Annotated in this window: 28 protein-coding genes and 1 tRNA gene; 13 read left to right on the top strand and 16 right to left on the bottom strand. The window is 57.0% G+C overall.

Annotated features, from left to right (window positions below):
• Positions 1 to 19: 19 nt before the first annotated feature.
• Genes fusA through rpsL form a run of 3 tightly spaced genes read right to left on the bottom strand, consistent with a single transcriptional unit; the run spans position 20 to position 3,065 of the window.
• Positions 20 to 2,134, bottom strand: a complete 2,115-nt coding sequence (gene fusA, locus EST62_RS04475; protein WP_129050902.1) for an elongation factor G — start codon at positions 2,132 to 2,134, stop codon at positions 20 to 22.
• Between the two features lie 37 nt (positions 2,135 to 2,171).
• On the bottom strand, positions 2,172 to 2,642 hold the full coding sequence (gene rpsG / locus EST62_RS04470) for a 30S ribosomal protein S7 (protein WP_129050901.1): 471 nt from the start codon (positions 2,640 to 2,642) through the stop codon (positions 2,172 to 2,174).
• A 24-nt stretch (positions 2,643 to 2,666) separates the two neighbouring features.
• The gene (rpsL, locus tag EST62_RS04465) at positions 2,667 to 3,065 is read right to left on the bottom strand and encodes a 30S ribosomal protein S12 (protein WP_069811012.1); all 399 of its coding nucleotides are present in this window, start codon (positions 3,063 to 3,065) and stop codon (positions 2,667 to 2,669) included.
• A gap of 530 nt (positions 3,066 to 3,595) precedes the next feature.
• On the opposite strand from rpsL, the gene EST62_RS04460 reads away from it, so the two are divergent.
• Positions 3,596 to 4,321, top strand: coding sequence for a 4'-phosphopantetheinyl transferase superfamily protein (locus EST62_RS04460; protein ID WP_129050900.1), 726 nt, complete (start codon positions 3,596 to 3,598; stop codon positions 4,319 to 4,321).
• 337 nt (positions 4,322 to 4,658) lie between these two features.
• Here the strand turns inward: EST62_RS04460 and EST62_RS04455 are convergent, their stop codons facing one another.
• The 10 genes from EST62_RS04455 to EST62_RS04410 form a co-directional block, all read right to left on the bottom strand.
• Positions 4,659 to 4,994, bottom strand: coding sequence for a DUF190 domain-containing protein (locus EST62_RS04455; protein WP_167599179.1), 336 nt, complete (start codon positions 4,992 to 4,994; stop codon positions 4,659 to 4,661).
• The gene (crcB, locus tag EST62_RS04450; RefSeq protein ID WP_371414674.1) at positions 4,991 to 5,383 is read right to left on the bottom strand and encodes a fluoride efflux transporter CrcB; all 393 of its coding nucleotides are present in this window, start codon (positions 5,381 to 5,383) and stop codon (positions 4,991 to 4,993) included. The genes EST62_RS04455 and crcB overlap by 4 nt, the downstream gene beginning before the upstream one ends.
• Complete coding sequence (locus EST62_RS04445; RefSeq protein ID WP_129050899.1) at positions 5,373 to 5,600, bottom strand: hypothetical protein; 228 nt, start codon at positions 5,598 to 5,600, stop codon at positions 5,373 to 5,375. The genes crcB and EST62_RS04445 overlap by 11 nt, the downstream gene beginning before the upstream one ends.
• A 75-nt stretch (positions 5,601 to 5,675) precedes the next feature.
• Positions 5,676 to 6,494 carry a metal ABC transporter permease gene (locus tag EST62_RS04440; protein ID WP_167599178.1) on the bottom strand — a complete coding sequence of 273 codons (819 nt, stop codon included), beginning with the start codon at positions 6,492 to 6,494 and terminating at the stop codon, positions 5,676 to 5,678.
• The gene (locus tag EST62_RS04435; protein WP_129050897.1) at positions 6,487 to 7,257 is read right to left on the bottom strand and encodes a metal ABC transporter ATP-binding protein; all 771 of its coding nucleotides are present in this window, start codon (positions 7,255 to 7,257) and stop codon (positions 6,487 to 6,489) included. The genes EST62_RS04440 and EST62_RS04435 overlap by 8 nt, the downstream gene beginning before the upstream one ends.
• Positions 7,254 to 8,192: a metal ABC transporter solute-binding protein, Zn/Mn family gene (locus EST62_RS04430; RefSeq protein ID WP_129050896.1), complete on the bottom strand. Its 939-nt coding sequence runs from the start codon at positions 8,190 to 8,192 to the stop codon at positions 7,254 to 7,256. The genes EST62_RS04435 and EST62_RS04430 overlap by 4 nt, the downstream gene beginning before the upstream one ends.
• A 126-nt stretch (positions 8,193 to 8,318) precedes the next feature.
• Positions 8,319 to 10,007, bottom strand: a complete 1,689-nt coding sequence (gene leuA / locus EST62_RS04425) for a 2-isopropylmalate synthase (protein WP_129050895.1) — start codon at positions 10,005 to 10,007, stop codon at positions 8,319 to 8,321.
• Between the two features lie 390 nt (positions 10,008 to 10,397).
• Positions 10,398 to 10,835, bottom strand: a complete 438-nt coding sequence (locus EST62_RS04420) for an META domain-containing protein (protein ID WP_129050894.1) — start codon at positions 10,833 to 10,835, stop codon at positions 10,398 to 10,400.
• Between the two features lie 99 nt (positions 10,836 to 10,934).
• Positions 10,935 to 11,207, bottom strand: a complete 273-nt coding sequence (locus tag EST62_RS04415) for a GIY-YIG nuclease family protein (protein WP_129050893.1) — start codon at positions 11,205 to 11,207, stop codon at positions 10,935 to 10,937.
• 82 nt (positions 11,208 to 11,289) lie between these two features.
• Positions 11,290 to 11,361, bottom strand: a tRNA-Asn gene (locus tag EST62_RS04410).
• A 169-nt stretch (positions 11,362 to 11,530) separates the two neighbouring features.
• Between EST62_RS04410 and EST62_RS04405 the strand changes: the two genes are divergently transcribed.
• The 10 genes from EST62_RS04405 to EST62_RS04360 all read left to right on the top strand — a co-directional run bounded on the left by EST62_RS04405 (position 11,531) and on the right by EST62_RS04360 (position 19,474).
• Positions 11,531 to 12,061: a DUF177 domain-containing protein gene (locus EST62_RS04405; RefSeq protein ID WP_245153462.1), complete on the top strand. Its 531-nt coding sequence runs from the start codon at positions 11,531 to 11,533 to the stop codon at positions 12,059 to 12,061.
• Positions 12,062 to 12,087: 26 nt separating this feature from the next.
• Positions 12,088 to 12,279 (top strand): 50S ribosomal protein L32, encoded by a 192-nt coding sequence (rpmF, locus tag EST62_RS04400; RefSeq protein WP_129050892.1) that lies wholly within the window; start codon positions 12,088 to 12,090, stop codon positions 12,277 to 12,279.
• A 30-nt stretch (positions 12,280 to 12,309) separates the two neighbouring features.
• Positions 12,310 to 13,329 carry a phosphate acyltransferase PlsX gene (gene plsX / locus EST62_RS04395; protein ID WP_129050891.1) on the top strand — a complete coding sequence of 340 codons (1,020 nt, stop codon included), beginning with the start codon at positions 12,310 to 12,312 and terminating at the stop codon, positions 13,327 to 13,329.
• Between the two features lie 127 nt (positions 13,330 to 13,456).
• The gene (locus EST62_RS04390) at positions 13,457 to 14,446 is read left to right on the top strand and encodes a beta-ketoacyl-ACP synthase III (protein ID WP_129050890.1); all 990 of its coding nucleotides are present in this window, start codon (positions 13,457 to 13,459) and stop codon (positions 14,444 to 14,446) included.
• A gap of 28 nt (positions 14,447 to 14,474) precedes the next feature.
• Positions 14,475 to 15,392, top strand: a complete 918-nt coding sequence (gene fabD, locus EST62_RS04385) for an ACP S-malonyltransferase (protein ID WP_129050889.1) — start codon at positions 14,475 to 14,477, stop codon at positions 15,390 to 15,392.
• A gap of 40 nt (positions 15,393 to 15,432) precedes the next feature.
• Entirely contained in the window at positions 15,433 to 16,170 is a 738-nt protein-coding gene (gene fabG, locus EST62_RS04380; RefSeq protein ID WP_129050955.1) for a 3-oxoacyl-[acyl-carrier-protein] reductase, read from the top strand.
• A 163-nt stretch (positions 16,171 to 16,333) separates the two neighbouring features.
• The gene (gene acpP, locus EST62_RS04375) at positions 16,334 to 16,573 is read left to right on the top strand and encodes an acyl carrier protein (protein WP_129050888.1); all 240 of its coding nucleotides are present in this window, start codon (positions 16,334 to 16,336) and stop codon (positions 16,571 to 16,573) included.
• 62 nt (positions 16,574 to 16,635) lie between these two features.
• Positions 16,636 to 17,889, top strand: a complete 1,254-nt coding sequence (gene fabF, locus EST62_RS04370; RefSeq protein ID WP_129050887.1) for a beta-ketoacyl-ACP synthase II — start codon at positions 16,636 to 16,638, stop codon at positions 17,887 to 17,889.
• Between the two features lie 43 nt (positions 17,890 to 17,932).
• Positions 17,933 to 18,739: a ribonuclease III gene (gene rnc / locus EST62_RS04365; RefSeq protein ID WP_129050954.1), complete on the top strand. Its 807-nt coding sequence runs from the start codon at positions 17,933 to 17,935 to the stop codon at positions 18,737 to 18,739.
• A gap of 15 nt (positions 18,740 to 18,754) precedes the next feature.
• A complete protein-coding gene (locus EST62_RS04360; RefSeq protein WP_129050886.1) occupies positions 18,755 to 19,474 on the top strand; it encodes a bifunctional 2-polyprenyl-6-hydroxyphenol methylase/3-demethylubiquinol 3-O-methyltransferase UbiG in 720 nt (239 codons plus the stop codon).
• Positions 19,475 to 19,511: 37 nt separating this feature from the next.
• Here the strand turns inward: EST62_RS04360 and EST62_RS13410 are convergent, their stop codons facing one another.
• Positions 19,512 to 19,682, bottom strand: coding sequence for a hypothetical protein (locus EST62_RS13410; RefSeq protein ID WP_167599176.1), 171 nt, complete (start codon positions 19,680 to 19,682; stop codon positions 19,512 to 19,514).
• On the bottom strand, positions 19,679 to 19,888 hold the full coding sequence (locus EST62_RS04355) for a type II toxin-antitoxin system prevent-host-death family antitoxin (protein WP_129050885.1): 210 nt from the start codon (positions 19,886 to 19,888) through the stop codon (positions 19,679 to 19,681). The genes EST62_RS13410 and EST62_RS04355 overlap by 4 nt, the downstream gene beginning before the upstream one ends.
• Before the next feature lie 210 nt (positions 19,889 to 20,098).
• Here EST62_RS04355 and EST62_RS04350 point away from each other — a divergent pair, with 210 nt between their 5' ends.
• The gene (locus EST62_RS04350; RefSeq protein WP_129050884.1) at positions 20,099 to 21,256 is read left to right on the top strand and encodes a hypothetical protein; all 1,158 of its coding nucleotides are present in this window, start codon (positions 20,099 to 20,101) and stop codon (positions 21,254 to 21,256) included.
• 105 nt (positions 21,257 to 21,361) lie between these two features.
• Here EST62_RS04350 and EST62_RS04345 read toward each other — a convergent pair whose 3' ends face one another.
• A complete protein-coding gene (locus EST62_RS04345) occupies positions 21,362 to 21,634 on the bottom strand; it encodes a type II toxin-antitoxin system Phd/YefM family antitoxin (RefSeq protein ID WP_129050883.1) in 273 nt (90 codons plus the stop codon).
• 234 nt (positions 21,635 to 21,868) lie between these two features.
• On the opposite strand from EST62_RS04345, the gene gcvPB reads away from it, so the two are divergent.
• The gene (gcvPB, locus tag EST62_RS04340; protein ID WP_129050882.1) at positions 21,869 to 23,329 is read left to right on the top strand and encodes an aminomethyl-transferring glycine dehydrogenase subunit GcvPB; all 1,461 of its coding nucleotides are present in this window, start codon (positions 21,869 to 21,871) and stop codon (positions 23,327 to 23,329) included.
• The last annotated feature ends 111 nt before the right edge of the window (positions 23,330 to 23,440 follow it).

Genomic DNA, 23,440 nt, shown 5'->3' with positions numbered 1-23,440 from the left:
ATGCAGTGATGAAAAACTGTTATTCGGAATCCTTGCCAACCCTCTTTTCCTGCAAAGCTTCCGCGATGCTGCGCGGCACCTCGCGATAGCTCTCGAACTCCATCGAGTAGTTGGCGCGACCCTGGGTCATCGAACGCAGGTCGGTCGAGTAGCCGAACATCGCGGACAGCGGCACCTTGGCGGCGACGAACTGCGCGCCTGCGCGCTGGCCCATGCCTTCGATGTGACCGCGGCGTCCCGAAAGATCGCCCATCACGTCGCCCAGATACTCTTCCGGAGTGATGACCTCGACCTTCATAATCGGTTCGAGCAGCACGGGATTAGCCTTTTTGGCCGCACCCTTGAAGCCGATGGAACCGGCAATCTTGAACGCCATTTCCGAAGAGTCAACATCGTGGTATTTGCCATCAATCAGCGCAACCTTGATATCCTGCATCGGGAAGCCGGCGACAACGCCGTCTTTCATAGCCTGCTGGATACCAGCGTTGACTGCCGGGATGTACTCTTTCGGAATCACGCCGCCCTTGATTTCATCGGCGAACTCGTAGCCTTTGCCCTCTTCGAGCGGCTCGACGCGGAGCACGACCAGACCGAACTGGCCCTTACCGCCGGACTGGCGAACGAACTTTCCTTCGTATTCGACCGAACCGCGAATGGTTTCTCGATAAGCCACCTGCGGCTGACCGACGTTGGCCTCGACCTTGAACTCGCGTTTCAGACGGTCAACCAGAATTTCGAGGTGAAGCTCACCCATGCCCGCAATGAGTGTCTGGCCGGTTTCCTCATCTGTTTTCACCCTGAAGGTCGGATCTTCTTCGGCGAGTTTGGCAAGAGACATGCCAAGCTTGTCGTTGTCCGCCTTGGTTTTCGGCTCGACCGCGATCTCGATAACGGGTTCGGGGAACACCATTTTTTCGAGCACGATCGGCTTGCTTTCGTCGCAGAGCGTATCGCCGGTTCTCACATCTTTGAGACCGACCGCCGCTGCGATATCGCCCGCATACACGGCATCACGCTCTTCGCGCTTGTTGGAGTGCATCTGCAAGACGCGACCAACGCGCTCTTTTTTGCCGGTGATCGAGTTGAGCACATAACTACCTGCGTTGAGCACGCCGGAATAGACTCGGAAGAAGGTCAGCTTGCCGACGAAAGGATCGGTAGCAATCTTGAAGGCCAGAGCAGCAAAAGGCTCTTCATCCTTCGGCTGGCGAATGATATCCGCTTCGGTTCTTGGATCGTGACCATGCACCTCACCGACATCGACCGGCGAAGCGAGATAATCTATAACGGCATCCAGCATAAACTGCACGCCCTTGTTCTTGAACGACGAACCGCAGAGCACTGGAATGATGGTCACGCCGAGCGTCGCCTGACGAAGTACGCCTCGCACCTCATCGGCAGTGATATCTTCACCATTGAGATATTTTTCGAGCAGGGTGTCATCGACCTCGGAGACCGCTTCGAGCATGTTGATGCGCCAGGTGCGAGCCTCGTTTTCGAGATCGTGCGGAATCTCCACCTCGGTGTAGGTGCTGCCATCTTCCTTGTCGTAAATAATCCCCTTCATACGGATCAGATCGACGAAACCAGCGAAGATTTCACCCTGTCCGATCGGAATCTGAATCGGCACCGGATTGGCGCCGAGACGCTCGCGAATCGCCTTCACCGTATCGAAGAAGTCGGCGCCAACGCGATCCATCTTGTTTACATAGGCGATCCTCGGAACGCCGTACTTGTTGGCCTGACGCCAGACCGTTTCGGACTGGGGCTCAACGCCGCCCACGGCGCAGAACAGCGCGACCGCGCCATCGAGCACACGCAGGGAGCGCTCAACCTCGACCGTGAAGTCAACGTGGCCGGGAGTATCAATAATATTGATCCTGTGATTAATGCCGGTGTAGTTGCCAAACTTGGGAGTCCAGAAACAGGTGGTAGCAGCAGAGGTAATCGTGATGCCACGCTCTTTTTCCTGCTCCATCCAGTCCATGGTGGCGCCGCCTTCGTGCACCTCACCCATCTTGTGCAGGCGACCCGTGTAGTAGAGAATCCTCTCCGTGGTCGTGGTCTTGCCCGCATCAATGTGAGCCATGATACCGATATTCCTGACCTTATCTAACGCAACCTGCCTTGCCATAAATCAATCGTTTTTATAATTCCTGCTTTTTACAGACTCAGAACCTGAAGTGAGCGAATGCCTTGTTGGCCTCTGCCATGCGATGAACCTCGTCACGTTTCTTTACTGAGGCACCCTGCTCGTTGGAAGCGTCGAGCAACTCAGCGGCGAGTTTCTCGGCCATCGAACGGCCGCCGCGCCTGGTGGCAAACTGCTTGATCCAACGGAAAGCCAGCGCGGTTCTTCTGGAAGCCGGAACCTCCATCGGAATCTGGTAGGTAGCGCCACCAACCCTCTTGCTGCGAACCTCGACCAGCGGAGCGACATTGCTCATCGCCTTGCGGAAAGTTTCAAGAGCGTCGCCGCCCTCGACTTTGGTCGCGATAATATCAAAAGCGTCATAGACAACCTTGGTCGCAACAACCTTCTTGCCATCGAGCATGACAGAATTGATAAGACGAGCAACCGTCTCGTCGCCATAACGAAAATCGCCGCCGCGCAGTCCGTATCCGGAACCCTTCTTTGCCATTATAATCCGAGTTAAGATTCAGTTTTATTTCTTCTTTGCAGGAGCTGCGCCGGGCTTTGGAACCTTGGCGCCGTACTTGGAACGGCTCTGCTTGCGATCAGCTACGCCCGACGTATCGAGCGAACCGCGAACGATATGATAACGAACGCCAGGAAGATCCTTGACTCTGCCGCCACGGATTAACACAATGGAGTGCTCCTGGAGGTTGTGACCTTCACCGGGGATGTAGGCCGTCACCTCGATCTTGTTGGACAGCCTGACGCGAGCCACCTTGCGAAGCGCGGAGTTCGGCTTTTTAGGGGTAGTCGTGTAAACACGGGTGCAAACACCCCTCTTCTGAGGGCATTTTTCCAGAGCCGGTGAGGCGGTCTTGGACGCCTTCATACTTCTTCCGTGCCTGATAAGCTGCTGAATCGTCGGCATACAATAAACTCTTTTCTAATTCGTTTGAGACTTCCGGTGAAAAATCATTCAGGGAAAACCATAAGGACGACCAAAGTAAAAGAATTACCCCAAAAAACAAAATTTCATCTATCGTTTTTTTGACTTATTCACCTCTTTTCTCCAATTTTGTAATCCTCCGCCCTTCACGGCAGAGCCTGAGCGCGCCTGCCGCTCATTCATCGAGACCCCGAGAAGCCTCACGCTCGAAGCACTGCCGCCATCACCGCCGGTAACGGTGAGGCGAGCACGGCGCAAGACGGCATCGCCCCGAATGGATAGATCGATTGCCAGTCAGTCACCAGGGAACGATGCGGCATAAAAAATCGTAGATTGAGCAGAGGTCAAACGCGGCTGGCAAAAGGCAAATCCGGCCATTCTTTTTGTTGCGGCCCGCTCGTGTCCGGCTGATCCCGCCTCACTGGCGGCTTTAAAATTTCTTGCCGAATGAACAGAAAAAGCTGTTACCAATACCGGAGAACCACCGATTCCGAAAAGCGAGAGATGAAACGATGATTCTATCCAGAGAGGCCGTAACCCTCATCCATACCGACACGCACATCGCCGGAATCCCCGAACCGGAGTTGTTCGAGACGCTTTCTGATGACGAAAAGGCAAGGGCTGAACGCTTCCGTTTCGACAACGACCGGCAAAACTTTGTGCTTCGCCGAGGACTTCTCCGCCGCCTGCTCGGCGAAACCTTCGGCATCGACCCTGCCCTGATCCGGTTCTCCGCCACCCGGGTCGGCAAGCCCTTTATCGTCTATCCTGAAAACGCAGGACTCTACTTCAACCTCTCCCATTCAGGTCGCCAGATTGTCTATGCCTTTTCAAAACACCCGGAAACGGGCATCGATATCGAAAGAATCCGAACGGTGGAGGACATCGACCTGCTGGCCAGAAACTACTTCTCCGCCGAAGAGTACGCAATCATCGTAAACCTGCCCAGCCGCGAAAAAAACAAGGCTTTCGTCCGGATATGGAGCACCAAGGAGGCGCTGATAAAAGCCAGCGGCTGGCCGCTCGAACACGGCCTGGCGGCCTTCGATGTCGCCACGCAGTACCGCATGAACCGTTTCCGGGTGCCCTTCGGAGCCAACCAGAACCTCACCTGCATCACCTCCGTGTTCGACTACATGTGCGGCTTCGCCACCACGCTGGCTATCCAGCTCGACAACAACGAACCGCTGAACCTCCATCGCTACTCGCTGCAAAACGGCGAGTATATCGAACTCTGAGCGCCAGTCCTTTCCAGCATCCGCTCCCCGGCAATTATTGGCAAACAAGCGATCCTTTTCGCCAACAATAAGTCGCAATCATCTCCGAGAAAAGAGATTAGGCTAAAGCCTTGATTTATTTTGTCTAATCCATTAACCACGGACTAAAGTCCGGGGCAACTGCCTGAGCGTTTTAATGGCCGGAGGTAATATTTTCATAACATGACAAAGAGTGGACGATCAAGCAGTTTTTCCACGTTCAGATTGTCCTGAATCAACATCACCTCCCTACCGGTCTGACAGGAGGGCGCATGAGGCGCGATGGCTGAAAAAGAGTTGCGGGGTAACGTACACAAGCCTACGTCGTCCACTGCCTCGCCGCCTCCCGCGTCACCAGCGCTTGCGCTCCGGACTCCCGAAGCAGCGTCTCGACTACCGGCAGGAACTCTTCGATTTTTTCGGTGATCTCCACGATTTCGATCACCATCGGCAGTTCACCGGCGAGTTCGAAGATTTTGGAGGTGTGCACTTTGTGGCGGAGGCCGAACGAGAGCAGGCCGCGAAAGACCGTGGCTCCGGCCATGCCGCGTTCGAGGGCTTCGCTGACGAGCAGTTCGTAGAGCGGTCGGTGGTGCAGTTTTGCCTGCTCGCCGATGAATATCCGCAGCAGTTCCGATTCGGTGAAGTTCATCATGGCCAGAGTTTTGCAAGAAGCGTTCCTGAAAAGAGACAGGCCATGCCGCCCGCCAGGCTCCCCGCGACGTACAGCCCGGCGTAGAGCGCCTGGCCGTCGCGAACGAGTCCGCCGGTTTCGTACATCGCCGTCGAAAAGGTGGTGAATCCGCCGCAGAAGCCGGTCGTCAGGAGCAGGCGCGTTTCAGGCGAGAAGAGCGTGGTCGAGAGCGCCAGCTCGCTGATGAAGCCGATCAGGAACGAGCCGAGCAGGTTGACCGCGAATGTGGCGAAAGGAAAGCCGGTGCCGGAAAAGGGTACCGCGAGCGCCACAAGGTAGCGGGCGACCGATCCGGCGAAACCGCCCGCGCCCACCAGAAGCACCTGTTTCATCGCCACATCAGTGCTCATGCCCGGTCTGCCGATCCTCGATGCGCTTGTGAGCACAGCACATTTCGCCGTGGATGCTCATGAGAATGTTGAAGATGCCGAGGCAAATGATCGTTGGCGCCCAGAGGCCAATAAAGATCGCGACGAGCTGGCTGTTGGCCGCCGTGCCGAAAAGAAAAACGTAGATGGAGAGCAGGATCGACAGGGCCGCGGCCACGAGGTAATACATCGGCTTCATAACGGGTGCTGGTTGGTTGATCGGGTCTGTTCAATGAATGTAACAATTTGCCATCTTTCCATAAATCCCGACGAATCAGCACGCCGTCTGCCGGGCTTTTCCGGCTCTGAGCAGCGCATTCACGAGGAAAACCAGCGCGGCGACAAGGATGATGGTCGCGCCCGAGGCCAGATTGAAAATCCACGAAAGCCACAGCCCGGCAATGCTGAAAAGGCCCGCAAGCAAAATGCCGGTGGCCATCATCCGGTAGAGGCTTTGGCTGAAACTCCGGGCGATGGCGGCGGGAATGGTGAGCAGCGCTATGACCATGACGATGCCGACAATCCGCACCATGATCACCACGGTGAGGGCGATCAGGCAGAGCATCACGAGATCGAGCGCCAAGGTTTTCAGGCCCGATATTCGCGCATATTCTTCGTCGAAGGAGATCGCCACAAACTCTTTGTCGAAGAGCCAGACGACGGCGATGATTAAAAGATCGAGCAGCAGGATGAGTTGCAAATCGGAGTTGGGCACGGTCAGGATGTTGCCGAAAAGATAGCTGAAAAGATTGGGCGCGTAGCCGGGCGTCAGGCCGATGAGAATGACGCCGACCGACATACCCGCCGCCCAGAACGCGCCGATGGCGGTGTCCTCGGCGATCCTGGCCTTTCGCGAAAGCAGCCCGATGCCGATGGCCGCGGCGAGGCTGAAGGGGATGATGCCCGCGAGCGGATTCAGGCCGAGGTAGTAGCTGAGGCCGATGCCGCCGAAGGCCGTGTGGGCGATGCCTCCGCTGATGAAGCCGAGCCTCCGGACGACCACGTAGGCGCCGATGATGCCGCAGGCGACGCTCGACAGAATGGCCGCCAGAAAGGCGTTGCGCATGAACTCGAAGTGCAGGATGTCAGGCATGGCGGTGATCCGGATAGGTTTCGTGGCTGCGAGGAGCGCGATGCTCGACCACATCGACCGGATAGCCGTAGAGGCTGTCGAGGGCCGAACGGCCAAGCGTCGAGCCGGGTTCGTGCATGTCGAGCGTACAGTTCAGGCAGGCGATTCGCGAGACGTGCCGGGCGATGGTGCCGGTGTCGTGCGTGACCAGCACAATGGTGTGGCTCTTTTTGAGCTGGTCGAGCAGGTCGTAGATGGTGGTCTTCATGTCGGGATCGACGCTCGCCGTCGGCTCGTCGAGGAGCAGCAGCTCCGGCTCTCCAGCGAGCGCTCGCGCAATGAGCGCCCGCTGAAGTTCGCCGCCCGAAAGCGCCCCGATGCGCCGCTGGGCGAGCGAGGCGAGGCCGGTGGTTTCGAGCGCTTCGAGCGCCTTTTGGCGATCCTGGCGCCCGTAGCGCTGGAAGAGCTTTTTGCGTGACAGCCGCCCCATCAGCACCACCTCCATCGCGCTGATCGGAAACGAGCGGTCGAAGTCGAGCCGCTGCGGCACGTAGCCGATCCGACCGGCGGCGCAGCCCGGTTCCTTGCCGAACACGGTGACGCTGCCGGAGGTCGGCCTGACGAGGCCGAGCACGACCTTGAGGAGCGTGGTTTTGCCGCCGCCGTTCGGCCCCAGGACGGCGAGGAAGTCCCCCTCGTGCACCGAGAGCGACAGGCCGTCCAGCACCTTCGCGCCGCCAAGATCGACGCAGAGCCGGTCGCAGACGATCAGCGGCTCCGTCATTGCAGGCTCCTTGCGAATGCGGTTGCCGCTTTGCGAAGATTTTCCACGTAGTTCCGCGAAAGGGGATCGACCGTGACGGTCTGTCCGCCAATGTCCCGCGCGATGGCGTCGGCCTGCGCCGAGCTGAACTCCGGCGACACGAACACCGCCCGGATGCCGCCGCGCCGGGCCTCGTCGATCACCCGTTCCATTTGTCGCGGCGTCAGCGTCTTGCCCTCCTCTTCGGCGGCGATCTGCTTCAGCCCGTAGTCGCGGGCGAAGTAGCCCCAGGCCGGGTGGAAGACGAGGAACCGACGGCTCTTCACCCCGGCCAGTCGCTCGCGAATCTCACGGTCGAGCGCCTGCAACTCCTTGTCGAGCGCCGCCGCGTTGGCCGCGAACTGCGCCTTGCCCGCCGGATCGAGTGCCACGAGCGAGCGCTCGACGTTCTTTGCAATGACGCGGGCGTTGGCGGGCGAGAGCCAGAAGTGCGGATCGAGATTGCCGTGCTCGTGGTGATGCCCGTCCGGCTCGACTGCGGCGTCATGCTCCGTCTCGCTCATCGGCAACAGCGTCACCCCCCCGGAGGCGTTGCACACCGCCATGTTTTTGTTGAGCTCGACGAGGCGACCCATCCAGTCAAGCTCGAACTCGACCCCCGATCCCGCCTTCACGAAGAGCGCCGCGCGGCTCACCTCCGCCATCTGCCTCGGCGTCGGCTCGTAGGTGTGCGGATTGCCGCCCGACGGCACCATCACCGACACCGCAACCCGCTCGCCGCCGATTCTTTCAGCGAACCACGCCAGCGGCTCGATGGAGGCGATCACCTGAATCTTGTTGGACGGCGGCTGTTTCGTGGCGCATCCCGGCAGAAAAACAGCGCAGAGCAAGAGCAGCGCGGCAAGGGTTCGGACGCGAGAAAAAGCGCGGGTCTTGCGGCTGGGGCTGATCGTCATACCGGGTCTCCGGATTCGTTGAGCGTGAGGTGGAACCTGTTTCTCCGTAAAGATAGGGTAAGAGAAGAAATCCGGAAAGAGGGGTTTGGCGGGAGGCGCTCCGGATGGCACCCCCCGCCGGAAAATTCAGGGCCGTTTGAACCGGTTCAGGGCGCTGACGATGGCCTTGATCGAGGCGAGGCTGATGTTCGAGTCGATGCCCGAACCGCACACCAGCGCGCCGTCGTCGAACGCGAGCCGGATGTAGGCGATGGCCAAGGCGTCGGAGCTGTGGCCGATAGCGTGCTCGGTATATTCATCGACATGAAAATCGATGCCGGTGTGGCTCACCATGCCGCGCACGAAGGCGTCGAGCGGGCCGTTGCCCTTGGCCTTGAAGCTGAACTCGCCCTGCGGCCCAACCATCGAGGCGCTGATGATCGTGGCCACCTCGTCGTTGCGATCCGGATCTTCGTCGCTCCAGCTAATCGTGCATTTTTTCATGAGATACGGCTCCGCCGAGGCGATATACTCCTTCTGGAACAGCTCGTGAATCTGCTGCGCCGAAAGCTCCTCGCCGGTGCGGTCGGTCACCTCCTGAACGACGACGCCGAAATCGGGCTGCATCCACTTGGGCGCCTGGATGCCGTACTCCTTTTCGAGCAGATAGGCGATGCCGCCCTTGCCCGACTGGCTGTTGATACGGACGATCGCCTCGTAATTGCAGCCCACATCCTCCGGATCGATCGGCAGATAGGGCACGTCCCAGACGCCGTCGGTGGCGCGCTGGTGCGCCTTCATCCCCTTGCTGATGGCGTCCTGGTGCGAGCCGGAGAAGGCGGTGTAAACCAGGTCGCCGGAGTAGGGGTGACGCGGATGCACCGTCATGCGGGTGCAGCGCGAATAGACCTCCTTGACGTGCGGCAGGTTGGAAAAGTCGAGCTTCGGATCGATGCCCTGCGTCATCAGGTTCAGCGCCATGGTGATAATATCCATGTTGCCGCACCGCTCGCCATTGCCGAACAGCGCCCCCTCGATGCGATCCGCGCCAGCCATCACCGCCAGCTCGGAAGTCGCCACCGCCGTGCCCCGGTCGTTGTGGGCGTGCACGCTGAAGAGCACCGCGTCGCGATTCTTGATGTGGCGGCAAAACCACTCGATGCGGTCAGCATAGACGTTCGGCGTCGAAAGCTCGACCGTCGAAGGCAGGTTCAGGATCACCTTATTCTCCGCCGACGCGCCCCACTCGTCCATCACCGCGTGGCACACGTCGAGCGCGTAGTCAAGCTCGGTGCCGGTGAAGCTCTCCGGGCTGTACTCGAAGCGGATGCCCGGATTGCCGCTCGCCTCCTTCAGCTCGCGAACCAGCCGCGTTCCGGCGACGGCGATGGTGATGATCTCCTCCCGGCTCATGCGGAACACTATGTCGCGCTGCTGGCGCGAGGTGGAGTTGTAGAGGTGCACGATGGCGTTCTTCGCGCCCTTGATCGCCTCGAAGGTGCGGCGGATGAGGTGCTCGCGTGACTGGGTCAGCACCTGGATGGTCACGTCGTCGGGGATGAGGTTGTTCTCGATCAGCTTGCGCGCAAAGGCGAACTCCGTGGCCGACGCGGAGGGAAAGCCCACCTCGATCTCCTTGAAGCCAACGGAGACCAGCAGCTTGAAAAACTCCACCTTTTCATCGACGCTCATGGGAATCGGCAACGCCTGGTTGCCGTCGCGAAGATCGACGCTGCTCCAGATCGGCGCTTTGGTGATGGTCTTGTCCGGCCAGGTTCTGTCTTTCAGGCCGACCGTCGGATAGGATGCGTATTTCTTATAATTCATCGTACTCATGAGAGAATCTCCTTTTGATACTCTTGGATAGTAAAGTCACTCTTGGATAGTAAAGTCCCGTAAAGAAAAAAAGCCGCTTACCCTGAGAGGATTGCGGCTTTGAAAATCGGATTCCGTACAAGTCAACGAAACTACAATGCGCTCCCCCTCAGGCAGGTAAGGCCCGTTAGCGATAGCGTAAGAAGAAGCATGTTGTTGACCGTGTTCATACAAGATGAAGTACCGTTATCGGCTGTACGAAAAGTTGGGACAATATAAACAATTCTTTCCCGTCTGCAACGCCCTCGCGCCAGCCGCCTCCGATTGTCCGGATTGTCCGGCTCGGGTGGGTGACTGGCACAAGAACCGCGAGCCTGTGCAGGAGGTTCCCCGCGCCGGGGCAAGCTCGCATCAGCGCGACGGAACCGCCATGAAGCGCAGAACCTCGCGGCCCGCCCGGTCATACATCGTCAACCGGCGACCTCTGACAATAGAGCTGTCGGCCTTGCGCAAGGCCGCGATGAACGCCCGCTCCCGCGCCATCACCACCGGCGCGCACATCATCCTCGACGACGCGATCGCGCCGAAGCGAATGCTGCCCGGCGAGTGAACAAACGAACCGTTGATCTGGTTGCACCCGCCGGAACCGACCATCTTGCGCGACGAATAGAGGATGATGTGCATATCCCGCCGCTGTCCGCGCAGGAACTCCGCCTTCCGCCCATCGATCGCCTCGACCCGCCACCACGTCCCGAACAGCTTCGGAGTGCTCGCCTCCGGCTGCGTTGCATAACGAGAAGAACAGGCGGAGAGCGCGGTGAGAAGGAAGATGAAAAGGTATCGAATCATGATGGGTGCGAATTGGCGGGTGAGCGGAAGATGTGGCTGTGGTGGGTAATATACTCATGGCGGGGAAATACGGAGAAGAGTCTGAACCCGCGAGCGGTCTCAAATCGCCCCGCCGCCAATCAAGCGCTCGATCATCCGGCTACGCTTCCGCTCCTTGACCGTTTTTTCAGCCACATGAGCTTCGACTTTGGACGAATACGCTTTCGTGTACACGATCCGCCAAGGCCGGTAACAGGAAGTAAAGCCTTTCTCAAAGCCGTTGTGATACTCCAGGCGACGGTGCGGATTCGTCGAGATGCCGACGTAATAGCGAGCGACAACCGCCGATTTGAGGATGTAGAGGAAGTATGGGGCCTGTGCTGAATTATCCACGGCTTCCCAGGGGTAACAGTGGCCAGGACGGGTACAAACAAAAAAAGGAAGCGCCGCATACTCAAGCACTTCCTTTTTTAAGCTCCGCGAGTAGGATTCGAACCTACAACCCTTCGGTTAACAGCCGAATGCTCTACCATTGAGCTATCGCGGAATGGGACTCTTCGTTGATCAAAGAGAGTGCAAATATAAGGCTGCGGCTCGAATTTCCAAACCCGCAACAACTTTTTTAATAATTTTTCCGCCCGGCTGGAGGCTTCAGACTTTTCTTTTTCGATTATTATTTTTGTACATTGATGCTCTTTTATGGAAACGAGGTGGTTATGTCCAGAGAAAAAGCGCTGATTGCAATCCGTCTTGCGGGTCTTTCACAAGGGACGCACGAGTTCGATTTCACCTGCAACGCGACTGATTTCAACGATCCGGCGCTCGCGGAAGCAGGCTTTTCAAAAGATGTTTCGGTCAGGGGAAGCGTCGAAAAACTGGATGACGAGATGATCGTCACCTTGAAGACTTCGGCAACCGCCGATCTGACCTGCGACCTGTGCCTTGCGCCAGTCACCACAGTGCTGACCGGTTCGTACCGTATATATTATAGTTACGAACAGCCCGGAGAACCAGACGAAGAGCGCGACGAGGAGTATCGGCTCATCGACCGGAGCGCGGTCTCGCTCGACCTGACCGAGGATGTTCGCGAAACGCTGCTGCTCTCCGTTCCGATGAAAGTCACCTGTACGGACAATCCCGATTGCCGGGTGTTCCATCAGGAAGAACAGATGGAGCCGGGCGAAGTCAATCTGTCCGACACCGATTGGCTGGAGTCGCTCGAAAAACTGAAAAACAAGTATCGTTAATCGTTGATTCTAAATTGATATAGATTATGGCCAACCCGAAAGCCAAGATGTCCAAGTCCAGAAGGGACAAGAGGAGAGCACAGTACAACGCCCGCACCAAGGCCGCCGTCACGGTTCTCTGCCCGAACTGCGGCGAGCCGACCCTTCCGCACCGCGCCTGCCGCCATTGCGGCCACTACAAAGGCCGTCAGGTCACCGGCAAGATTGTCGTCGCCTAAGTAGTTTGAAGTAAACAAGACAGAACCGCCATGTTGACCATTGTCGTGGATGCCATGGGTGGCGACAATGCCCCCGTGTGCGTTGTCGAGGGCGTGATCGATGCCCTCAGGGAAAGCGAAGGCCGCTTTGAAATCCTGCTGATCGGGCAGGAAGAGAAGGTGGCCCCTCTTCTGGAACAGCATGATGCCGGAGCACTCAATCTGCGCTTTATGCACGCGCCAGAGGTCATCACCATGGAGGATGTTCCCGCCACCGCCGTCAAGGCAAAGCAGGAGTCGTCACTTGTCCGCGGCCTGAAGCTCTGCAAAGCCAAAGAAGCCGACGCTTTTGTGAGCGCCGGAAATACCGGTGCGCTGATGGCAGCGTCTCTGTTCGTGCTCGGTCGCCTTCCCGGCGTACTGCGCCCGACCATCTACGCCTACTTCCCGCGCATCGGCGAGGGGCTCACCAACATCGTCGATGTCGGCGCCAACGTGGACTGCAAACCGGAAAATCTGGTGCAGTTCGCCGAAATGCTGACCATCTACCAGCGCTACGCAGCCAAAATCGAACAGCCGGTCGTCGGCCTGCTCAACATCGGAGAGGAGGAGGGCAAAGGCCCCGACTATCTCAAGCAGGCATGGAACCAGTTGCAAGAGGCGCACGAAGAGCAAAAAATCAACTTCATCGGCAACATCGAGGGACACGACATTCTGGCCGGCAAAGCCACCATCGTCGTCTGCGACGGGCTGGTCGGCAACACCATCCTGAAGTTCGGGGAGAGCATTCCGCACTTTCTCGGCTCGCTCTTCAAGCCGGCGCTCGAAAAGCTGGTCATGGCGGGCACGCTCGACCAGGACTCAGCGGCCCTTGCGAGTCAGGCGTTCAAGGGGATTTTCGAACCATTCGATGTCGAAAAGTTCGGCGGCGTGCCGTTCCTCGGCGTCGATGGCATCTCGATTGTCGGCCACGGACGCTCGTCGTCGCGCGCCATCAAGAACATGATCTACATGGCCGAACACATGATCGAGCAGCGCGTCAACGAACGCATCGCGGAAATGCTCGCCTGACGGCGAATGTTCCCATGCAGGCCCTGATGCTCCGGAGCGCCCATCCCCTGCCCCCTGCGACTGACCAAAGAGTCTGGCTCCGTTACAACTTCGCATTTTCCGTTCGCTTATCAAGAGAAACCACACTATGAACGCAGCTATATCGACGACCGCCAAGTACTTGCCCGAAGAGGTGCTCTCCAATCAGGACCTTGAACGCATTCTCGATACCAACGACGAGTGGATCAGAACCCGTACCGGCATCATCGAGCGCAGAATTCTCAGGGACCCCGCAAAGGCTACGTCGTACATGGCGACCGAAGTTGCCCGGCAGTTGCTTGAAAAGCGCGGCATCTGTGCCGAGGAGATCGACCTCATCATCGTGGCGACCATGACGCCCGACATGATCTTTCCCTCGACGGCGTGTCTGGTTCAGGGAAACATCCAGGCCAAAAACGCCTGGGCGTTCGACCTCTCGGCCGCCTGTTCGGGATTTCTCTATGGCCTGAACACCGGCGCGCAGTTCATCGAATCGGGCAACTGCAAAAAGGTGATGGTGATTGGCGCGGACAAGATGTCCTCCATCATCGACTACACCGACCGCTCGACGGCGATTCTGTTCGGCGACGGCGCGGGCGGCGTCATTCTCGAAGCCGCACAAGAGGACGGATACGGCGTACTCGACGCGCGGCTCTACTCCGACGGCGCGAACGGCAAGGATCACCTGCTGATGAAGGGCGGCGGAAGCCTCCATCCGGCGTCGCACGAAACGGTCGATCAGCGGATGCACTTCATCCGCCAGGATGGCAAGCAGGTCTTCAAGGCCGCCGTAACGGCGATGGCCGACGTGGCCGTGGAGATTATGGAGCGCAACGGGCTAACCGCCGACACCATCGACTGGCTGGTGCCGCATCAGGCCAACCAGCGCATCATGCACGCCACCGCCGAGCGCATGGGCCTACCCGGACAGAAGGTGATGATGAACATCCAGAACTACGGCAACACCACTGCGGGCACCATACCGATCTGCCTGGCCGAGCTGGACGAACAAGGCAAACTGCACAAAGGCTCGAACCTCGTGCTGGTGAGCTTCGGAGCGGGATACACCTGGGGCGGCGTTTACGTCCGCTGGCAGTAAGCGCAACCATTCAAAGGAATTACAGAATATGAAAGCATTTGTTTTCCCCGGACAGGGTTCGCAGTACTGCGGCATGGGACGCGATCTGTACGAACGCTTTCCGGAGGCGAAGGCGCTGATGGACAAGGCCGACGAACTGCTCGGCTTTTCGATCACCAATATCATGTTCAACGGCAGCGAGGATGAGCTGAAGCAGACCCGCTACACCCAGCTCGCCATCTTCCTGCACAGCTACGCGGCGGCAACGCTGCTCGGACGCGATGGCGTGGAGATGGCGGCGGGCCACAGCCTCGGCGAATACACCGCGCTCTGCTGCGCGGGCGCGATTTCGTTCGATGATGCCGTCCGGCTCGTGGCCAAACGCGGCGAGCTGATGCAGAACGCCGGGCAGCAGAACCCCGGCACGATGGCCGCGATCATCGGTATGAAGGACGAGGCGCTCGACGAGCTGTTGCAGGAGGCCTCGGCGGCGGGCATCGTGCAGGCAGCGAACTTCAACTCACCCGGCCAGATCGTCATCTCCGGCGACATCGACGCCGTGCGCAAGGCAGTAGAACTCGCCCCGTCGAAGGGCGCGCGGATGGCCAAAGAGCTGGTCGTCTCCGGCGCGTTCCACTCGCCGTTGATGAAGCCCGCCGAAAAGGAGCTTGCCGAAACGCTCGACACCATCGCGATCCGCGACGCCGAGATTCCGGTCTGCATGAACGTGGTGGCCATGCCGGTCACGGCGGCGGCGGAGATCCGCGCGAACCTCATCAGCCAGCTCACCAGCTCGGTGCTCTGGAGCCAGTCAGTGCAGGCAATGGTTGACGCGGGCGTCACCGAATTTGTCGAAGTCGGCCCGCAGAAGGTACTTCAAGGCCTCATCAAAAGGATCAGCAAATCAGCCGTTTGCGCAGGAGTCGATACCGCCGATCAGGTGGATGCCATGCGCAATCCGGCCTGAACCAGGACGATTTAAAAACGAAAGGATAGAAATCATGACCATGTTCACAGGGAAAACCGCCGTCGTCACCGGCGCGGCGCGCGGAATCGGCCAGGCAATCGCCCTCGATCTCGCCGCGAAAGGCGCTGATCTGGTCATCGGCGACGTCAAGGCGGAGTGGCTGTCGGAAACCGAAGAGGCGCTCAAACAGCTCGGAGCAAACGTGACCTGCAAGGAGCTCGACGTCACCAGCACTGATGCTTGCCAGAAGATTTTCAACGAAGTGGCCGAAGAGAATGGCCGCATCGATATTCTGGTCAACAACGCGGGCATCACCCGCGACGGCCTGTTGATGCGCATGAGCGAAGAGGACTGGGATGCCGTGCTGACGGTGAACCTCAAAGGGGTCTTCAACTGCACCAAGGCGGTCACGCGCACCATGATGAAGCAGCGTTCCGGCTCGATCATCAACATCGCCTCGATCATCGGCCTCATGGGCAACGCCGGACAGGCCAACTACGCGGCCTCGAAGGGCGGCGTCATCGCCTTCACCAAGTCGATCGCCAGGGAGATTGCCTCGCGCAACGTTCGCGTCAACGCCATCGCGCCTGGCTTTATTTCATCGAAAATGACCGACGCGCTCTCCGAAGAGGTTCGCCAGAAGATGCTCGATGCCATTCCGCTCGGCGTTTTCGGCACGCCCCAGCACGTAGCCGACGCCGTGGCGTTTCTTGCCAGCGAACAATCGGCCTACATCACCGGGCAGGTGCTGAGCGTCAACGGCGGCATGTACATGTAAAGGGGACCTGTTGAGAATCGACGAGCTGGAGAATGAGCCAGTGGCTTGGCAATCTCGTCGATTCTCCCACCAGCGCGTAACTTTGCCCGACGGATTTTTCTTTTTATATTAATAGACTTGCATTTTTTTATTGTTTCCAATCACAAACCCGGAGAACAGTGCCATGAGCGCAGACGAAATCAGAGATAAAGTGTACGATATCATCGTGAGCAAGATGGGTGTCAACAAGGATCAGATCAAGCAGGAATCGAAGTTTGCCGATGACCTCGGCGCAGATTCGCTCGACACGGTCGAACTCATCATGGAGCTCGAAAACGAATTCGGCGTCCAGATTCCTGACGAAGATGCTGAGAAAATCGGCACCGTGCAGCAGGCCGTTGACTACATCGTCAACAAGAAGTAAGCAAAGGCATTCTCTTCGGGCAGGGCGAGTCCCTGCCTGAAACCAACGTAAATTCTGAACAGATGGGTCTGGAACTCAAAAGAGTCGTTATCACCGGAATCGGTGTCCTGTCGCCAATTGGCCAATCGGCAGAGGATTTCTGGAAAGCCCTCATGGAAGGCAAGAGCGGCGCGGCTCCGATCAGCTATTTCGACACGACCGGGTTTGCCACCACCTTTGCATGCGAGCTCAAGAATTTCAAAGCCGATGAGCACATCGACAGGAAATCCGCTGACCGCATGGATCCATACTGCCAGTACGGCGTCATCACGGCTGAACGCGCCCTGAAAGACTCCGGCCTCGATTTGACCTCCATCGATCCGACCAGGATCGGCGTGGTGCACGGCTCTGGCATTGGCGGCATGACCGTTTACGACCAGCAGTTCCGCCAGTATCTCGAACGCGGCCCCCGCCGGGTCAGCCCGTTCTTCATTCCGATGCTCATTCCCGACATTGCCGCCGGACAGATTTCGATTCGCAACGGCCTGATGGGACCAAACTACGCAACAGCATCCGCCTGCGCGACCTCGCTGCACGCCGTCATGGACGCCGTCATGCTCCTCCAGATGGGCATGGCCGACTACATGGTTTGCGGCGGCTCGGAAGCGCCGATCACGCAAATGAGCGTGGCGGGCTTCAATTCGGCCAAGGCGCTCTCGACCCGCAACGACGCTCCGGCGAAAGCTTCGCGTCCGTATGACGTCGATCGCGACGGCTTCGTCATGGGCGAAGGCGCCGGTTCGATGGTGATCGAAACCTACGAGTCGGCTGTGAAGCGCGGCGCGAAAATCTACGCCGAAATCGTCGGCATGGGCGCATCCGCCGATGCGTACCACCTCACCGCCCCGCACCCCGAGGGCCTCGGCGCTCGCAGCGCAATGACCACCGCCCTGAACATGGCGGGCATCACGCCGGACAAGATCGACTACATCAACACCCACGGCACGGCAACCCCGCTTGGCGACCTTGCCGAGATCAGGGCTATCAAGAAGGTGTTCGGCGATCACGCCCACAAACTCAGCATCAGCTCGACCAAATCGATGACCGGCCACCTTCTCGGCGCGGCGGGCGTCGTCGAATCGATCGCCTGCATCCTGGCGTTGCAGAACCAGACCGCGCCTCCGACCATCAACCTTGACAATATCGATCCGGAGATCGACGTTGACGTGACGCCGAACACGCCAAAAGCGCGATCGATTGAATACGCGCTGAACAACGGTTTCGGATTCGGCGGGCACAACGGCTGCCTGATCTTCAGGAAGGCTCCGGCTGTCTGACGCCGGAAATGGTTCAACGATGGCGTACCTGTGGCAAAAACTGATGTCACTTTCATTGCTTCGTACAAAAGCGTCCGATGATGCCCCCGGCTCTTCGGACGCCAGCCGTTCAGCCCCGCTTCTCGATCTCCAAACAGCAAAGCACCTCGAACGCCTCACCGGGCGCTCTTGCAACCGCCTGATCTACCGCACCGCCATGACGCACCGCTCCGTGCTGCACGACCATCATGGTGCGAATGACAAGCCCGAATCGAACCAGCGCCTTGAATTCCTCGGCGACGCCGTGCTCGACCTGTTGATCTCCGAGCACCTCTTCAAGCTTTATCCGTTAAGCGACGAGGGGCACCTGTCGAGCAACCGCGCCAAGATCGTCAACCGAAAAGCGCTGGCCGCCTTCGCCCGCGACCTGCAACTCGGCGAGCACCTCATCATCGGCGAATCGGCCAACCGGCAAAAAATCCGCGAGAGTGATTCCGCGCTGGCCGACGCCTTTGAGTCGCTCGTCGGCGCGATTTACCTCGACCAGGGCCTCGCCGGAGCCGAGCGATTCATCACGAACCACGTCATCGCCAAAGTCGATCTGAACCAAATCGTTGAAGCGGAGTACAACTACAAAAGCCGCCTGATCGAGTACACCCAGTCCCGCCAGCTTCCACCGCCGCTCTACATGGTCACTGCCGAAGAGGGAGCCGAGCACGAAAAAAACTTCACCATCGAGGTCTCCTGCAACGGCGTCGCGCTTGGCAAGGGAAGCGCACCACGCAAAAAAGACGCCGAACAGCTCGCCGCCAAAGAGGCCATGAAGAGGCTCGACAACGAGGATCCGTTCAGCCCGGCGACTGAATCCTGAACCGCAGAATTCGCCATGTCATTCTATTCAAAGTTCTCGGCATACTACGAGCGGGTCTTTCCGTTCAGAGAGGAGGTCTGGAGCTTTCTGAAAAGATATGCCGGAAGCTCCGGAAATGCGCTGCTCGACGTGGGATGCGGGCCGGGGCACTACTGCGGACGTTTCGCCAGCGAAGGCTTCAGCGCACTCGGCATCGACCTCGACAAAGCGATGATCGCCGAAGCGCAACGCCTCTACCCCGAAGCTGAATTTCGCTGCCTCGACATGCGGCGGGTCGATGAGATTGGAAGGCAATTCGACTGCATCTGGTCAATCGGCAACGTCATGGCCCACCTCCCCGCCGATGAACTCGCCCCGTTCATCTCGAAAATCCACAAGTTGCTCAAGCCGGGCGGCCACTGGATCATGCAGGTCATGAACTGGGACGCGCTCGCAGGATTGACGCACTACGACTTCCCGACGAGAGCCATCGAGGCCGACGGCTCCACAGCCACCTTCCACCGCCGCTATTCCTCGATTACGCCCAAGTCGTTGCAGTTCACCTTCTCGCTCAGGAATGAAGATTTGGTGATGTTCGAAGAGTCGGTGACGCTCTATTCTGTCTGGAAGGATCGCTACCTGTCGTTGCACGAAGAAGCCGGATTTCGATGCGAAGGAATGTATTCGGATTTCAGCGGAACAGCGTTGAAGAGTGTGCCCGGCACGGGGTTGGTGCTGGTGTTTGGGCGGGGGTGAAGGGGAGAATCTTCGGAAAAGCTTTTTTTAAAGACAATTACGAGAGAATACTTTCCCATATCTTGCTGGGATCATTGATCGAAATACTCCGTCCGGCTTCAATGTCCGCTTTCCCCTTGCGGATCGAATCAAGGACTTCCGATTGCTCGAAGTAGGCGTCGTACCCCTCTTTTATTGCAGCGGAATGAGGCGACCGATCGTCGTTCATGATTTTCTGCCTGCTCGTTTTTCCGCAAGCTTCGCTCTCACCTCATCTGTACCGTACACTTCTCCGTCCTCTGCCGCCATCAGCCCTTGCTCGACGGATTCCATAAATTGTTTTCGATAAACCAGCTTATCATACTCCTCAGGCGACAGCAGAACACCGGCGGGCCTGCCGTTCTGGGTAATTTTCAAAAATCTATTATCATTCATAGCAACAACACAATGTCCGTGTGCATTCCCTCTCGCAGAAGCAGCGCTTTAAAATATCCCGCGGGTTGCAGCGAAGCTCTTTATTTGGAAAAACAAAGATATTTTCTTAAATAAAAGAGGTAATTTATTCGCATAAAACGCTCTTACTGCGCAAAAAACTAAAAAGCAAACTTTATTTTTTTTCTAAATAAAAAACGGCAGGAGTGAAAAATGAAATCGGTTGCTGTTAATGTATTTTTTTCTTGTTCATTTTCTGACGAGGATAAAAATGTAAATAATTTTTTTCACTCTATTGCTAAAGCGCTGGAAGTAAATTGTGCTAATGTTGACACGTCACATGCATTAACTCCTCCGGCACAAGCGAAGCAAATGATTAATGACTCGCAGGGTTTGATTGCGATTTGTACGCGTCGCACAAAAAAAGATGATAATGAGTATATTATGCCGACTGCCGTTCAGGAGGAATTGACAATGGCGTTTGCAATGAACTTACCGGTTCTAATGTTTGTTGAAAATGAGGTTTTGATTGATGGGTTTAAGAGCAATTATGGAACTTATAAATTATTTGACAGAACAAAGCTGAAAGATGACGACATGACCTATGCAATCATAAAAGCAATTCACGAGTTCAAACTGATGCTGGTTTCTGATTATAATGTTTTAATAGATCAAGGCGTAGATGAATTTTATGCTGAGTATTTATACCGTTTATTGGAGTTGAAATGTAGTGGAGATGAATATGCTTGGGAATATACCAATACAAAAAAACTAAAATTTTTGAAACCATATAAAAAGGCTCTTAAAACAGCAGCATGGGCTGAGTTTCCTGTTGAAGTTCCAAGTGATGCTGAAGTGGTCAATTGGAAAATAATTGTACATGGTGGTTCTAAAGACTTCCAGATAAAAGAGACTGTTCAAACGCTCACTCCATTATGCTTTGAGGCTTTGATGAAAATAGAGCCACATCCCGAAGTGGATGATTATATAGAATTTTCAGTTATTGCTAAGTCAAAATATTTTAACCCATTATGGCTTGACCAGATTGATCCCAAGAAAAAACATAATATTAATGAAAAGGATTATTATTGTGTTGATGGAACTATCCCTATACAGCGAACCAAAAAGGCAATACTAGAGTTTCGGTTTCCTAGGGAATACGGTATGATACACAACGATATTATTCCTTTTGTAGGGAGCTACACTTCAAATATTGATTACTTAGTACCAAGTGAATTGGAAAGATTTAAACCACGTATTGATAATTTTGCAGGCACTCTTTGCATAAGAATGGAGGTAAACAGCCCTTTGCTACATCATTATTATGGCATTGCATGGAACCCAAAAAATAAAACTAAGGCAATCGCCTGAGTGCTTCTTATAAACTTTTTTACTTTTTAATACATATGCACGATTGATCGTCTTATTGAAAAGCAAGCGAAATGAGTGTTTTTTTGATCTTATGATCCAAGTTTTTCAAATTACGGCCATCTTTCTGACCGCCTCGAACGCTTCGCCAACTGGCTTGTACTCTCCGCGTTCGATACTCGCTGAAGACTGAACCAGCATTTTGAGCAGTGCCAAGCACTCCTGCGTCTGTTCGTATACATGGATGTCCTGCACAATCACTTTGGCTTCGCCATGGTGCGTGATAATCATGGCTTCCCTGTTGCCGTACACATTCTGCAACACTTCCGAAGCGTGCATTTTCAGGTAGCTGATCGGTTTGATAGAGTCGCTGTATTTCATGGGCAACTATAGGGTTTGACCACTATTTAGGCTGAATTATAGTCATTTTCTTACAACCATCCATTATCTTTCCAGAAAAATCTCCCCCCGTCTCCCTCTTCAAACCCGCGCCAAAATGCGTATATTGCAAACCTTCCGGCCTGAGCGATTCGACCGGGAACACCTTTAATCCGTGCATGTTGCGGCGCTTTGCGCTGGCGATGCCATGAACGCCTATCTTAACAAGGCCTGTCCATGAAAGAACAACTGATCTTTGACCTTTCTCGCAGCGGTCGCAAAGGCTACTGCCTCTCGCCGCTCGACATTCCTGAACGCCCGGCGGAGGAACTCGTGCCGTCGCAATTCCTGCGCAAAGCGCCCGCTGAACTTCCGGAGATGCCGGAGAGCGAGGTGGTGCGCCACTTCGTGCGGCTCTCGAACCTCAACTACCACGTTGACAAAAACATGTACCCGCTCGGCAGTTGCACCATGAAGTACAATCCCAAGATCAACGACTACACCTGCGACCTGCCGGGATTCGCCTCGATGCATCCGTTGCAGCCGGAATCGACGTCGCAGGGCGCGTTGCAGCTCATGCACGAGCTGGCCGAGATGCTCAAGGAGATCGCGGGCATGGCGGCGGTCACGCTGCAACCGGCGGCGGGCGCGCATGGCGAGCTGACGGGAATCCTGCTCATCAAGAAGTATCACGAAAAGCTCGGTAACTCGCGCCACAAGCTGCTCGTGGTCGATTCGGCGCACGGCACCAACCCCGCCTCGGCGGCGCTTGGCGGCTACGAGTGCGTGTCGGTCAAGTGCGACGAGTCGGGCTGCACCGACATGGCCGACCTGCGCTCGAAGCTCGATGGCGAGGTGGCGGCGCTGATGCTCACCAATCCGAACACGGTCGGCATTTTCGAGAAGCAGATGCCGGAGATCGAGAAGCTGGTGCACGGCAACGGCAGCCTGCTCTACATGGACGGCGCGAACATGAACGCGCTGCTCGGCATCACCCGCCCCGGCGACATGGGCTTTGACGTGATGCACTACAACCTGCACAAAACCTTCTCCGCACCCCACGGCGGCGGCGGCCCCGGCAGCGGCCCGGTTGGCGTCAGCGAGCGGCTCGCGGAGTTCCTGCCGGTTCCGGTGGTCGAGAAGTACGAGGAGGCGGGCGAGACGCGCTACCGCCTGAACTCCGGCAAGCCGGACACGATTGGCCGCATGATGAATTTTTACGGCAACTTCTCGGTGCTGGTGCGCGCCTATACTTATATCAGGATGCTCGGTGCCGAGGGATTGCGCCGCGTGTCGGAGAACGCCATCATCAACGCAAACTACCTGCTCCAGCGGCTCGTAGGGCACTACGCGCTGCCCTACCCGCGCCCGGTAATGCACGAGTTCTGCCTGTCGGGCGACCGCCAGAAAAAGGAGCACGGCGTCCGCACGCTCGACATCGCCAAGCGGCTGCTCGACTACGGCTACCACGCGCCGACGGTCTATTTCCCGCTCATCGTCAGCGAAGCGCTCATGATCGAGCCGACCGAGACCGAGGCCAAAGAGACGCTCGACGCCTTCGCCGACGCGATGATCTCGATCGCCGAAGAGGCCGCCAACACGCCGGAGCTGATCCTCTCGGCACCGCAGACCACGCCGGTCAAGCGGCTCGACGAAGCGCAGGCCTCGCGCCAGCTCAACATCTGCTGCCCGCTCTGAAGCAGCAGATTGCCGCAAGGTTCAAGGCTGCTCCGGTATTTTGCAGGAGCAGCCTTTTTTATGTGCTCGCGCCCACCCGATCAGTCGGATCTGACGGATCGGTCTGATCCG

The sequence above is a fragment of the Chlorobaculum sp. 24CR genome (genome assembly GCF_004118635.1).
Lineage (GTDB): Bacteria > Bacteroidota > Chlorobiia > Chlorobiales > Chlorobiaceae > Chlorobaculum.
The sequence above is the reverse complement of the archived record's forward strand: the minus strand, read 5'-3'. Positions and strand labels throughout refer to the sequence as shown.